Source organism: Sporosarcina koreensis (assembly GCF_001531445.1).
Classification (GTDB): Bacteria; Bacillota; Bacilli; order Bacillales_A; family Planococcaceae; genus Sporosarcina; species Sporosarcina koreensis_C.
Genome location: NZ_LQYA01000149.1, coordinates 1 through 13,054 on the forward strand (window position 1 = coordinate 1; position 13,054 = coordinate 13,054).

Sequence of the window (13,054 nt, forward strand, 5' to 3'; positions counted from 1 at the left end):
TAATCCTCATGCACCGGGAAGAATATTTTTTCTCATTTGATAGTTTCAAACTGATGCGATCCCTCATCGGCCATTCTTCGTTAGCAATTTCGAACATCATGCTGCGCGATCAATTACAGGAGCTTGTTAATAAAGATCATTTAACAAAATTATTCACCCGTTCGTATTTGGATGGAATCGTTACATCAACGATAGAAAAAGAAGAATCCGGTGTATTCCTCCTGATGGATGTCGATGATTTTAAATTGGTGAACGATTCTTACGGCCATACGACAGGGGATTTGGTATTACAGCAAATATCGACCTTCATCCTATCGATAGTGGAAGGAAAGGGAATCGCAAGCAGATGGGGCGGCGAGGAAATCGCGGTCTTCATGCCGACCGCAACAGTTGAAGAAGGTCTCGATTTCGCCCGACAACTTGTGAAGGGAATACCTGAAACTACCGAACCTGGCGTAACGGTTTCGATTGGATTGAGTGGTTGGTCCCCGGACGATGTCAAATCATATAAAGAACTTTTCCAAACCACAGATCGTGCATTATATCATGCGAAAAACTATGGGAAGAACCGTTTTGTCCTGCACGGAGCGGCTTCGGCGATGAAAAGTCGCTGAAGTTGCTCTTTTTCTTTTTCAGTAAAGAGGGTAAAATGAAAATAGGGAATGTAAGTGCTTACAAAAAACGAAGGGCGGAATGGAAATGAATAAACAGATACTTCATAAAGATACTCTTGTCATCCATGAAGGCTATGATGATTCAAAGCATCATGGCAGTTTGGCGGTGCCACTCTATCAGACTTCGACCTATTCATTTGAAAATGCAATGCAAGGGGAAAAGCGCTTCGCGGGTGAAGAGGCGGGAAATATTTACTCGAGACTCGGCAGTCCGACTGTCAGCGTTCTTGAAGAAAGAGTAGCTGCACTTGAAAACGGAGCAGCTGCACTAGCTTTCGGCTCCGGAATGGCAGCAGTCAGCTCCATCCTCGTTCACTTGACGAAAGCGGGAGATCATATTATCTGCTCCAGGGGCATTTATGGGTGTACATTCGGCTTTCTTGGAATCTTGCAAGAGAAATATAATATTACACATAGTTTGATCAGTATGACGACAGAGGAGGAGATTGAAAAGGCAATCACACCTGAAACGGTATCTATTTATGTGGAAACACCGATCAATCCAACGATGGAATTGGTTGATTTGCAAATGGTATGTAATGTAGCACGGAAGCATGGATTGGTTGTTGTTGTCGATAACACATTCACGTCACCATATTTACAAAATCCAATCGATTATGGGGCGGATTTTGTCTTGCATAGCGCAACGAAATATATTAATGGACACGGCGATGTCATCGCTGGATTGCTTGTCGGGAAAGATGCCGATGAAATGCAGAAGCTTAAGATGAGTGTTCAAAAAGATTACGGAGCAATCATGTCCCCGTTTGACGCATGGTTGCTTATCCGCGGATTGAAGACGCTACCTGTAAGGATGGAAAGGCATACGGCAAATGCCGAGAAAATCCTAGACTATTTAAAAGGCCAAACGCTTGTCGAAGACATATACTATCCATTCGATCAAAGCAACCCGCAGTTTGCTATTGCACAACGTCAAATGAAAGCTGGGGGCGGGCTCATTTCATTCACAGTGAAAGGCGGCAAGGAAAGCGCACAATCGTTCATCGACAGTCTGTCTTTAATCAAAATTGCCGTCAGTCTCGGAGATGCCGAGACACTCATCCAACATCCGGCGACAATGACGCATTCAGGCGTGCCGGAAGCGGACCGTTTGCAAATGGGCATTACTGATTCGTTGCTTCGTTTATCTGTCGGTCTTGAGCACGCAGACGATCTCATCGCCGACCTCGATTCCGCCTTCATCGCATTGGAACAAAATCGTTCAACCCATGCATAAAAAATGGCCTGGCGTACTTTACATACGCTAGGCCATTTTCATTCATATTAGATATGCTTAACAAGCACTTCCACAAATCGTTCAAGCCCCTCTTGGTCATCATCAGTAAAACGGTCATATTCCGGACTGTCGATATCAAGAACCCCAATCACTATGCCGTCTTTAATCAACGGAACGACAATTTCAGAACGTGATGCGGCATCACATGCGATATGCCCAGGGAACTGGTTAACGTCCGGAACCAAAATAGTCTCCTTCTTTTGAGCTGCTGTCCCGCAAACGCCTTTGCCAAGCGGAATCCGTATGCACGCGGGCAAACCTTGGAATGGACCGAGCACAAGCTCATCCGCACCATCCATCATATAAAAGCCGACCCAATTGATGCGGTCGAAAAATTGATTCAGCAAAGCGGATGCGTTGCTCAAATTCGCATAGCGGTTGCTCTCTCCGGAAAGCAAGGCATCAAGCTGCTTTGCCAATTGCGCGTACTTCTCTTTCGGAGTATCCGAATAATCAGTTGCAGTAAACATAAAAGCACCCCCAGAAAAATAGTCCTTTCCAGTATACGTTCCTCAAGGATTTTCTACAAATTTCGCGGGATTATGCCCCGAAAACAACTTTTTCCCTATAATTCGTCCAAATTCATACGAAAATGCTTTAAACATGTTACTATATAAGATAATATTATTTTAACTAGTGGTTAAAAAGTTCATTTCAGTGACTTCGGAATAGGGGGATCACAATGGTGAAATATTTCATCATTCCAATTATTGTTCTACTTGTGCTTATTACCATCGCCTTTTTGTTCAGGCGCAAACATATTAGTGAAATCAATAAACTGGAACATGAAAAGATGCAGATTCAAAATAAGCCAATCTTTGAAGAGATGATGAAAGTCAAACAGCTGAATATGACAGGCGAAACTGAGGAGAAATTCGAACGGTGGAGAAATGAATGGACAGAAGTAGTCGACGTACATATGCCTAAAATCGATTCTTTGCTCTTTGATGCGGAAGATTTGATCGATCGGTTCCGTTTTAAAAAGGCAACAGCGACGGAAAAAGAGATCCAGGAAAAAATCCGCGAATGTGATAAAAGAAAAAACGACATATTGGATGAGCTGAATGAATTGATCGGCAGCGAGGAAAAGAACAGGATTGAAATGGAAAATCTCCGCGAGCAATACCGATTAGCTAGGAAAACAATTTTGGCCCACCAGCATTCTTACGGAATGACCGTTGTTCCTTTGGAGAAAGAGCTTGAATCCTTCACTCCTAAATTTGAGGAATATGATGAATTAACGGCAAATGGGAATTATCTGCTTGCGCGTGAAATCGTCATTACCTTATCTGCAAAAGGGGAAAGGCTGTCGACGCTTATCCATGAGATTCCTTCATTGCTGACAGAGCTTCAAAACAAAATGCCGGCCTCCATACGGGAATTACGGATCGGCATTAAGGAAATGGAAGAACAATCTTATAACTTGGCACATATTGACCTGCGCAAGCAATTGGATGAAATCGAAGAAGGAATCGGCGAACAATTATCGATGCTGGCCGATCTTGACATCGATACGGTAAGACAAAACGTCATGGAAATGAACGATCGCATCGATGCATTCTACGACTCATTGGAAAATGAAGTGAATGCCAAGCATTATGTTGATTATCATTTTGCTGACATCGAAGATACCCTTAAAGACATTATCCAGTTGACGAGGGAAACATCCGATGAAGCTGTATACGTTCAACAAAGTTACCGTCTTGATGAAAAAGAAGCGAAATTGCCGCAAGCAAGCTTAAAAAAGTTGGAGACGATCCAAAATCGCCATGATATGCTGAAAATCATGATGGAGGAAGAGGAATCGGCCTATTCCTACTTGCAAGCGGAACTTAAAGGAATTTCAGATGAGCTCGAGGAAATTGCAGAGGAACAGGAAAGCCTTGCTAATCGTATGAAAAACCTTCGGATAGATGAAAATGATGTCAGGAACAAGCTGACAGACCTTGCGCGTGAACTGCAAAATGCAGACCGAAAGCTCCACAGAGGTAATATTCCCGGCATTCCGGACGAAATGGACGCTCGGCTTGAAGAAGCGGAGGAGCAACTATTCCTGGTGAGCCAAAGCTTGCAGGAAGTCCCATTAAATATGTCGGTTGCTGAAAGTTATTTAGCGAATGCCCAAATCGTTGTAAAAGAAGTGAATGGAAAAGTCGATGAGCTTCTGGAAAATGTTATGCTCGTTGAGCGGATCATCCAATATGGAAACCGCTATCGCGTATCCAATCCGGAAATGCACGAAAAATTGCTCGATGCAGAAGAATCATTTAGGCAATTCCGCTATGCAAAGGCGCTGGAAGAAGCGGCTACTGCCGTGGAAGCAGTCGAGCCTGGCGCCATGAAGCAAATTGAAGAAATGTTGAAAGAACAAGTCTAATATAATCAAGCAAGTGATAGTGGGTTGACAATAACGAGCCACCGGCATACTAAGTGCAGGTGGCTTTGTTGCGAGTAAAAGCGTCTGAAGCTAGACATGTGAAAAGCTGAAAAATAGAAAGGAAAATCCATATGATTTATTTTGATAATAGTTCAACGACGCGGCCGGATGAAAGTGTCCTTGAATCATTCATAGCTGCAAATATGAAATATTACGCGAATCCCGCTTCGCTGCATGTGTTTGGAAGGGAAGCGGAAGCTTTATTGAAACGTTCGAAGGAACAAATGCTCACACTGGTTGACAATGAAAGCGGAGAAGTCGTACTCACATCCGGCGGAACAGAAGCGAATAATTTGGCTATTCTAGGTCTCGCTGAAGCATACAGTACGCGGGGAAATCATATTATCACAACCCAAATTGAGCACCCGTCCATCATTAATGCTTGCCGCAAATTAGAGGAAATAGGATTCGAAGTGGATTATTTGGGAGTTGACGCCCAAGGACTTATCTCGTTGGAGGAATTAGAGAAAAAGCTGAGAAAAGACACGGTGCTTGTCAGCATCATGCACGTCAATAATGAAATCGGCACCATCCAACCGATTGGACAATGCGCCGAATTGGTCAAGAAAAACAGCCGCGCCATCTTTCACTCGGATTGTGTCCAAAGCTTCGGAAAGCTGCCTGTCAGCATGGAGTCAGCAGGAATGGATGCCATCACCATCTCTGCGCATAAAATAAACGGATTAAAAAACTCCGGTGCATTACTTTTGAAAAAAGGCGTAATGCCGCATGCAATTAATTTTGGCGGAGGCCAAGAAAACGGTTTAAGAAGTGGTACCGTTTCTGTTCCGAATGCAGTCGCGATGGCAAAGGCGATGAGAATCAGCTCTGTTCAGATAGAAAGGGCGGATTATCGGGAATGGCGGAGTTTACTAATGGAAGCATGCCGTTCATACGAAAACATTCGAATTCTTTCTCCGGAATGTGGTGCGCCGCATATTTTATCCTTGTCGTTCAAATCGATTAATGGAGAAGTGGCTGTGAACTACTTCCAAGAGCAAGGCATCATCATTTCAACTTCAAGCGCCTGCTCTTCAAAAAGTAAAAGTGCTGGACATGTCATCGAAGCAATCGGATTGGAGAAGAAATTTAAAAACGGTGTCATCCGCATCAGTTTCGGCAATACTACGACAAAAGACGAAATCGGCGAATTTATAAAAGTGCTTAAAAGCTTTATGGAATTGATTGAGAGGGGAATAAACTGATGGAATGGAAAGAAATTTTGATACGATACGGAGAATTGTCTTTAAAAGGCCGTAACCGCAACCACTTTGTGCGTAAATTGAGAAATAACATAAAAGCTGCAATGACTGATTTGAAATCTGTTCAACTTCGTGCTGAACGGGACCGCATGTTTCTAATCGCAGATGACGAGTCGGATATGCAAGAAGCAATTGAACGGCTGCCGCATATTTTCGGCATCCAGTCATTCAGTCCGGTCGCTATGTGTAATGCTGATCTAGACGCTATCAAAGCAAAGTCGCTCGAAGTGATTGGCATGGAAGAAACGGCAGGTAAAACATTCAAAGTAGAAATCAAACGCGCGAATAAAACATTCCCATACGTGACGGGTGAACTGCAACAGGCGATCGGTGGACATGTATTGCATCATTTCCCCGAACTTACCGTTCAAATGAAAAAGCCGGATATTCTATTGCTTGTCGATATCAGGAAAGAAGGCGCGTTTCTAACGTCCAAAGTTTATAAAGGTGCAGGCGGCATGCCAGTCGGTTCGAATGGGCATTCCTTGCTCATGCTTTCGGGAGGCATTGATAGCCCGGTCGCGGGATACCTCCTTATGAAGCGTGGCGTTTCGATCGACGCAATCCATTTCGCAAGTCCTCCGTATACGAGCGAATTGGCAAAAAGGAAAGTAATGGATTTAACTGAAAAACTGTGCTCATTCGGTGCACCGGTCCGTCTTCATGTCATTCCTTTTACAGAATTGCAACAAGCAGTCGTCCAACAAGTGCCGGATAATTTATCGATGACGACGACAAGAAGAATGATGCTACAAATCGCCGATCAAGTGAGAGAAGAGATCGGTGCCTTGGCGCTTGTCACAGGAGAAAGCCTTGGCCAAGTGGCGAGCCAAACACTTGAGAGCTTGACTGCCATTAACGAAGTGACAGCCACACCTATTCTCCGTCCGTTGATTGCAATGGATAAACTGGATATTATCGAGATATCCCAACAGATCGGGACGTACGAAACTTCAATTAGACCATATGAGGATTGTTGTACAATCTTTACCCCGAGCAACCCGAAAACAAAACCGAGACTTGAAAAAGTCCATCATTATGAAAGCTTCTTCGATTTTCAACCTTTGATTGATGAAGCGGTTAGCAATAGGGAAGTCATCGAAGTTTGGCAACAGCAAGAGAAGGATGAATTCGAGGATCTGCTTTGATATAAGGGGAATTATTACCATTGTTCCTCCTGCATGAATTTCCGGAAACGGTCCATTCTATATGCACAAGGAGGTGACAACGACATGGCCAACAACAACAGCGGCAACTCAAACCAACTTCTAGTTCCAGGGGTACAACAAGCTCTTGACCAAATGAAAAACGAAATCGCATCAGAATTTGGTGTACAACTTGGACCGGACTCCACATCGCGTGCCAACGGATCCGTCGGCGGAGAAATTACAAAGCGATTAGTGCGTCAAGCCCAACAACAAATGAAGGGTTTCCAACAATAACAAGTAGATGAAGGCTGTCCCGGGTTTCCGGGGCAGTTTTTTCTTTTTGCATCTATTTCATTACGTCCCAGTCTTCACTTTAAATGAGGAGTTTATTCAGATGTTCTGCAAGAAAAATGAATATGTTTTGAACTTTCTACATGACGTTTGTATAATTGAATCATACGAAAAGGGGGAAATCAGATGAATCGTGAGGAATTACGTGCACCGGAGAACTATAATTTAGTTTCTGAATTTGAAAAGTACGCTACAGGCAAGGGGAAGCGTGCATTAATCTATGTCGATTCGAATGGACAGGAAAAGGAAATTACATATGATGAATTAATGGCTTCAGCGAATAAGTGCGCGAATGTATTTATCGAAAACGGTTTGGGGAAAGGGGATGTCATCCTCGTCATGGTGCCAAGAACGATCGATGCGTACGTAACATATATTGGAGCATTGAAGGCGGGGATTGTTGTCATTCCAAGCTCTGAAATGCTTCGTTCCTCCGATATTGAGTATCGATTGGAACATAGCCAAGCCAAAGCGATTATCGCTTCTGAAGCATTTATGGATCAGTTTGAATCAGTGAAAAATCTAAAAGACGTTCAATTATTTGTAATCGGGGTAGCAGGAGAGGGGCAAAAATCTTTGACCGAGTTGATGGAATTCTCTTCCTCAACTTTCGAAGCTTCACCGACTAAAGCTGCAGATATGGCGTTTCTGTCGTATACATCAGGTACTACGGGCAAGCCGAAAGGAGTCGTTCATACGCATGCATGGGCTTATGCTCATTTACGGACGGCGGGACCAAACTGGCTCGGTATTGAGGAAGATGATGTCGTTTGGGCAACTGCAGCACCAGGATGGCAGAAGTGGATCTGGTCCCCTTTCCTATCCGTTTTGGGCAGCGGGGCGACCGGCCTAGTATATAATGGAAAATTCGATGTGAAAACCTATTTGGATGTCATTAAGAAATATGGTGTGAACGTACTCTGCTGTACACCTACAGAATACCGATTCATGGCGAAGGCTGAAGATTTACAGAACTATGACCTCTCTTCCATTCGCAGCGCCGTTTCCGCGGGCGAGCCATTGAACAGGGAAGTGATTGATATCTTTGAAAGAACATTCAATCTTGCTGTCAGGGATGGTTATGGCCAAACTGAAAATACACTTCTTGTAGGAACGATGTTAGGGATGGAAGCAAGACCGGGGTCGATGGGGAAACCTACGCCTGGCAACCGGGTGGATATTATCAATGAAGAAGGGATTCCGGTAAGTGCTGGAGAGGTAGGCGATATTGCCGTACACGTTTCCACGCCAGCTCTTTTCAAAGAGTATTTGAATGATCCTGAGCGGACAAAAATGCAATTCCGGGGAGAATATTATGTGACGGGGGATCGGGCGAGGTTGGATGAGGAGGGATACTTCTGGTTCGAAGGACGGGGCGATGACATTATCATCAGTTCCGGCTATACGATCGGGCCGTTTGAAGTTGAGGATGCGCTGACGAAGCATCCGGCCGTGCGGGAATGTGCAGTCGTCGGCAGTCCCGATGAAGTCCGAGGCAGTGTCGTCAAAGCATTCATCGTACTGCGCAATCCTGAATTGGAGCTAAATGATCATCTTGTAAAGGAATTGCAGGAACATGTGAAGACACTGACGGCACCCTATAAATATCCACGAAAAATCGAATTCGTGAAAGAGTTGCCGAAGACGGCCTCCGGTAAAATCATGCGGGTCGAGTTGAGGAAGCAAGAGCATAATAAATGAATCGCTGGAACCGTCCAACGCCGGAATGGCATGGGCGGTTTTTTCTCGCTGGGTTTACGAATGGTTTTGGAAGGACTATAATTGTCCTATTCGAAAGGAGGGTGCCTGAATGCAGTCTGAAAAAAGAGGTAGCCTATGGGTCGTCGGAGCCTTTCTCTTTTGGGGAATCATGCCGATTTATTGGAAGCATCTTGAACATGTACAAAGTGATGAAATTTTAACTGGACGGATCGTGTGGGCATTCGTATCGACAGTTATAGCAGTTTTAATCATGAAAAATGGAAGGCTGCTAATTGCTGACATCCGGGAGTTATGGAAAAGCCAGTCGCAATTTTGGAGCCTTTTCATCGCAACGGTATTGATAACGGCAAATTGGTTCACCTACATATGGGCGGTCAATCATGATTATATCGTGCAAACGAGTCTCGGCTATTATTTTAATCCTCTCGTTTCCGTTTTACTTGGCATCATCTTTCTGAAGGAGAAGCTTTCATCGTCGCAGAAGGTCGCTTTTTTACTTGCCTTTACAGGTGTCATCATCCTTACAGTTTCGTACGGAAGAATTCCTTGGATTGCTTTATGTCTTGCTATAACATTCGCGATTTACGGATTCATCAAGAAAAATATCAAATTGGATGCTCTTCGCGGTTTGGCAATCGAGACACTATTCATTACACCATTCGCAATCGGCTATTACATCTTTCTTTTCATGAAAGGGCAAGCTGTCTTTTGGCACGGAGATAGTAAAACGGATATCCTCCTTATCCTTACGGGAATTGCAACCGCACTTCCGCTTGTTATGTACGCGAAAGGAGTACAGATGATTCCGTTATATGTAGCGGGGTTCATTCAATATATAGCACCGACGTTGATGTTGTTCATAGGCGTAGTTGTCTATAAGGAATCGTTCGGTGGAATCGAGATGTTATCATTTTCATTCATATGGGCAGCACTTATCTTGTTCACGGTTTCAAAGGTATATGCATCAATCGCTGCAAAAAGGGGAGCGCATGAATCTTCCCAGTAAAATGAAACATTTGTCTGATGTGAAACGTATACAATGGTGGAAGAAAGAAAGGAGAATTACATAATGGCAATGAAACGATGGATTGCGATCATCGTAGCTGCTGTGCTTATTTTCATCTCGATAGGCATTAACTCACTTTCGTATTTATTTACGAGGGATTTCAGTAGCTTCATGGAAGAAATGGCAACAGGTAACGCGGGCTATAGCGAGGTGGTCATCGAGCAAGGAAGAGGCCGGGATCGAATTGCGGTACTTACATTGGATGGAGTCATCCAGGACGTCGGCAGTTCCTTGTTCGCATCAAGCGGTTATAATCACCAATTGTTCATGTCGCAGCTTCATGACGTTTTGAACGATCAAACGATAAAGGGTGTCGTCCTCTCGGTGAACACGCCAGGCGGTGGAGTGGTGGAGTCATCGGATATTTATGATGCCATCAAGTCGATCCAAATCGAAAGGGAAATCCCTATTTATGTAGCAATGGGCGGACTGGCTGCCTCCGGAGGTTATTATGTATCCGCGCCTGCAGAAAAGATATTCGTTCATCCTGAAACGATTACGGGATCAATCGGAGTCATCATGGAAAGCGTCAATTATGCCAAGCTAGCGGAAAAGTATGGAATTGATTTCAATACGATTAAAACTGGTCCTTACAAGGACATCATGAGCGGTTCCCGCGAAATGACACAAGAAGAGCATGATATGCTCCAGGAAATGATCAATGATTCATACGAGCGATTCGTGGCGATCGTTGCGGAAGGGCGAAATATGACGACGGATCAAGTGAAAAAGGTCGCAGATGGCCGCATTATGAATGGGAAGCAGGCAATCGAATCCGGTCTTGCTGATGGTTACGGCAAAATGGGCGACGTTATCGATGCGATGAAAGCAGATTACGAGCTGGAAAATGCTACAGTCTTTGAATATGCGCCAATGGAGAGCATTGGATCATTATTTGGAGTCGAAGTCGGGAATCTTTTCGGTCGCAATATGGAATCTGAGCTGATCGGTAAATTGTTATCGGATTATGATGCACCACGGATGATGTACTTATATGGTGAAAAATAAGGAGGGGATTAGGCATGACGGATCATATTGAACAGAGCCAGCCGATGAATGACAATCCCGAGCCGAATCGCCCCCCTGAATTCGAAATCATCCGGACGGAGCGGTTCAGGCCGAAATTTGCAGGTTTTTGGACACGGTTTTGGGCATACGTCATCGACTTGCTAATCGTTTCATCGATTAGCGGAATATTTATCAAACCGATATTTAGAGTGTTGGATATTAAAATATCCAATCCATCATTCCTGTTATTTAGCCCGTACAAGGTCACTCTTCTCATTCTTTTTCTCGGCTATTTTGCATTTATGACGAAAATGGCTGGCCAGACAGTCGGAAAAATGATTTTAGGAATAAAAGTCGTCAGGCAAGATGGCGGAAAACTGACATGGGGAACAATCCTGTTCAGGGAAGTAATCGGCAGATTCATTTCAAAACTCCTTACAATCCCTTATTTGCTTGTAATTTTTATGCCGAAAAAGGAAGCGTTACATGACCTGTTTGCAGACACGTACGTAGTTCATGAACAAGCATTTGAAAAAGAAGTTATTGAGTCTAAGCAGGAACGCAAGGGCGAAGAGTTGCATGCGGGAACAATTGTTTAGTAGAATGAATTGAAATGAGAAGGAGGCGTCTTCATGGTAAATGTCACTTTTAAACAAAATCCGGTCACATTGCTCGGAAAAGAAGTAACAGTAGGCGACAAAGCTCCAGATTTCACAGTACTATCCAATGATTTACAACCGGTCACGCTGAATGATTCGAAAGGGAAAATCCGTTTGATCAGCGTCGTACCATCACTCGATACCGGCGTTTGTTCTCAACAGACACGTAAATTCAACGAAGAAGCAACTTCTTTCGGAGATGATGTTGTCGTGCTAACAATTTCCGTTGATCTACCTTTTGCACAAGCAAGATGGTGTGGAGCGGAAGGCGTCAACAATGTTCAAACATTGTCCGACCATCGAGACCTTTCATTCGGAGAAGCGTATGGTGTCGTCATGAAAGAACTACGGCTATTGGCACGTTCCATCTTCGTCGTCGACAAGGATGATACAGTCACTTATGTCGAGTATGTAAGTGAAGGCACGGATCACCCGGACTATGAAAAGGCGATTGCAGCAGTAAATGAATTGACGAAATAATTGGCTGGCCCACTCGGCAACGGGTGGGCCAGATTACCGTTATGGAATGTTGTTTTTAAAAGGCATATTTTGGATTTGAGGGATATTACATGGTGACAAATACTGAACAGATTTTTACATTTATAAATGAATACGCTGAATCTAATAAAGAGGACCTTTATTTGGAAGCTGTAATAGAGGCATGTCAGGAATGGCTGTCAGGGGAAAGTATGCCCCGGTTGACTCCTTCCGTAACAAAAGAGGAAATCCGGAGAGGAATCCAGCTCGCTGTCCTCAAGGGGATGAAAGAGCAGGCACAACCGAATCATCAGATGACGCCGGATGCACTCGGAATGCTCATCGGACACTTTGCAAACAAACTGATGCAGCATAAGGAGAAAGTGACTTTGCTTGACCCAGCAGCGGGAACAGGCAATTTGCTGTTTACTGTCATGAATACAATCGGCGATAAAGTTACAGCGACTTCCGTCGAAATTGATGAGCTATTAGTCAGATTGTCCGCTGTCACTGCAGAGCTTCTGGAACAGCCTGTCCGTTTTTTCGTCCAGGACGCACTGCGGCCGTTGCTAGTGGATCCTGTCGACTTGGTCGTTTGTGATCTTCCGGTCGGCTATTATCCCGATGATGACAATGCGATCAGCTTTGAAATGATGCCTGCGGATGGACATGCTTTCTCCCATCATCTTTTTATTGAACAATCGATGAACCACTTGAAGGAAGGCGGGTATGCAATATTCCTGACACCGGCATCCCTTTTCGAATCCGATCAATCGGCAGAGCTTCACCGCTATTTGAAAAAGAATGCGCTCATCAGGGCTGTCCTTCAACTCCCGGCTACCTTATTCCGCAGCGCTGCACACGAGAAGAGCATCTTCATTCTGCAAAAACCATTTGCTGAAATGAAGGCAAAGCCGGATGTGCTGCTGTCAAAAGTACCGAATATGTCCGAT

Annotated in this window: 13 protein-coding genes; 12 read left to right on the top strand and 1 reads right to left on the bottom strand. The window is 44.3% G+C overall.

What is annotated here, in order from left to right:
- Together AWV70_RS15755 and megL are read left to right on the top strand one after the other, a co-directional pair.
- Positions 1-614 (top strand): GGDEF domain-containing protein (locus AWV70_RS15755; RefSeq protein WP_153010014.1); only part of this gene is annotated, 614 nt, incomplete at its 5' end.
- An 85-nt stretch (positions 615-699) separates the two neighbouring features.
- On the top strand, positions 700-1,911 hold the full coding sequence (gene megL / locus AWV70_RS15760) for a methionine gamma-lyase (RefSeq protein ID WP_060209203.1): 1,212 nt from the start codon (positions 700-702) through the stop codon (positions 1,909-1,911).
- Positions 1,912-1,958: 47 nt separating this feature from the next.
- Here megL and AWV70_RS15765 read toward each other — a convergent pair whose 3' ends face one another.
- On the bottom strand, positions 1,959-2,441 hold the full coding sequence (locus AWV70_RS15765) for a GAF domain-containing protein (RefSeq protein ID WP_060209205.1): 483 nt from the start codon (positions 2,439-2,441) through the stop codon (positions 1,959-1,961).
- A gap of 212 nt (positions 2,442-2,653) precedes the next feature.
- Between AWV70_RS15765 and ezrA the strand changes: the two genes are divergently transcribed.
- The 10 genes from ezrA to AWV70_RS15815 form a co-directional block, all read left to right on the top strand.
- Complete coding sequence (gene ezrA, locus AWV70_RS15770; RefSeq protein ID WP_060209207.1) at positions 2,654-4,348, top strand: septation ring formation regulator EzrA; 1,695 nt, start codon at positions 2,654-2,656, stop codon at positions 4,346-4,348.
- 131 nt (positions 4,349-4,479) lie between these two features.
- Positions 4,480-5,613 (top strand): cysteine desulfurase family protein, encoded by a 1,134-nt coding sequence (locus AWV70_RS15775; RefSeq protein WP_060209209.1) that lies wholly within the window; start codon positions 4,480-4,482, stop codon positions 5,611-5,613.
- Positions 5,613-6,818 (top strand): tRNA uracil 4-sulfurtransferase ThiI, encoded by a 1,206-nt coding sequence (gene thiI / locus AWV70_RS15780; RefSeq protein WP_060209212.1) that lies wholly within the window; start codon positions 5,613-5,615, stop codon positions 6,816-6,818. The genes AWV70_RS15775 and thiI overlap by 1 nt, the downstream gene beginning before the upstream one ends.
- 84 nt (positions 6,819-6,902) lie before the next feature.
- Positions 6,903-7,112 (top strand): alpha/beta-type small acid-soluble spore protein, encoded by a 210-nt coding sequence (locus tag AWV70_RS15785; protein WP_060209214.1) that lies wholly within the window; start codon positions 6,903-6,905, stop codon positions 7,110-7,112.
- Positions 7,113-7,295: 183 nt separating this feature from the next.
- Positions 7,296-8,870 (top strand): acyl-CoA synthetase MbcS, encoded by a 1,575-nt coding sequence (gene mbcS, locus AWV70_RS15790; RefSeq protein ID WP_060209216.1) that lies wholly within the window; start codon positions 7,296-7,298, stop codon positions 8,868-8,870.
- A 109-nt stretch (positions 8,871-8,979) separates the two neighbouring features.
- The gene (gene rarD, locus AWV70_RS15795) at positions 8,980-9,897 is read left to right on the top strand and encodes an EamA family transporter RarD (RefSeq protein WP_060209218.1); all 918 of its coding nucleotides are present in this window, start codon (positions 8,980-8,982) and stop codon (positions 9,895-9,897) included.
- A 63-nt stretch (positions 9,898-9,960) separates the two neighbouring features.
- The gene (gene sppA / locus AWV70_RS15800; protein WP_060209221.1) at positions 9,961-10,965 is read left to right on the top strand and encodes a signal peptide peptidase SppA; all 1,005 of its coding nucleotides are present in this window, start codon (positions 9,961-9,963) and stop codon (positions 10,963-10,965) included.
- A gap of 14 nt (positions 10,966-10,979) precedes the next feature.
- On the top strand, positions 10,980-11,564 hold the full coding sequence (locus tag AWV70_RS15805) for an RDD family protein (RefSeq protein WP_235588703.1): 585 nt from the start codon (positions 10,980-10,982) through the stop codon (positions 11,562-11,564).
- 33 nt (positions 11,565-11,597) lie between these two features.
- Entirely contained in the window at positions 11,598-12,104 is a 507-nt protein-coding gene (tpx, locus tag AWV70_RS15810) for a thiol peroxidase (protein ID WP_060209223.1), read from the top strand.
- 89 nt (positions 12,105-12,193) lie between these two features.
- A partial coding sequence (locus AWV70_RS15815; RefSeq protein ID WP_235588704.1) for a class I SAM-dependent methyltransferase occupies positions 12,194-13,054 on the top strand: 861 nt, incomplete at its 3' end.

What these genes read in the sequence shown, in the direction of transcription:
- AWV70_RS15765 (WP_060209205.1), bottom strand. Translation starts at nt 2,441, where the DNA reads ATGTTTACTGCAACTGATTATTCGGATACTCCGAAAGAGAAGTACGCG.
- sppA (WP_060209221.1), top strand. Translation starts at nt 9,961, where the DNA reads ATGGCAATGAAACGATGGATTGCGATCATCGTAGCTGCTGTGCTTATT.
- AWV70_RS15805 (WP_235588703.1), top strand. Translation starts at nt 10,980, where the DNA reads ATGACGGATCATATTGAACAGAGCCAGCCGATGAATGACAATCCCGAG.
- AWV70_RS15775 (WP_060209209.1), top strand. Translation starts at nt 4,480, where the DNA reads ATGATTTATTTTGATAATAGTTCAACGACGCGGCCGGATGAAAGTGTC.
- ezrA (WP_060209207.1), top strand. Translation starts at nt 2,654, where the DNA reads ATGGTGAAATATTTCATCATTCCAATTATTGTTCTACTTGTGCTTATT.
- AWV70_RS15785 (WP_060209214.1), top strand. Translation starts at nt 6,903, where the DNA reads ATGGCCAACAACAACAGCGGCAACTCAAACCAACTTCTAGTTCCAGGG.
- thiI (WP_060209212.1), top strand. Translation starts at nt 5,613, where the DNA reads ATGGAATGGAAAGAAATTTTGATACGATACGGAGAATTGTCTTTAAAA.
- mbcS (WP_060209216.1), top strand. Translation starts at nt 7,296, where the DNA reads ATGAATCGTGAGGAATTACGTGCACCGGAGAACTATAATTTAGTTTCT.
- megL (WP_060209203.1), top strand. Translation starts at nt 700, where the DNA reads ATGAATAAACAGATACTTCATAAAGATACTCTTGTCATCCATGAAGGC.
- tpx (WP_060209223.1), top strand. Translation starts at nt 11,598, where the DNA reads ATGGTAAATGTCACTTTTAAACAAAATCCGGTCACATTGCTCGGAAAA.
- rarD (WP_060209218.1), top strand. Translation starts at nt 8,980, where the DNA reads ATGCAGTCTGAAAAAAGAGGTAGCCTATGGGTCGTCGGAGCCTTTCTC.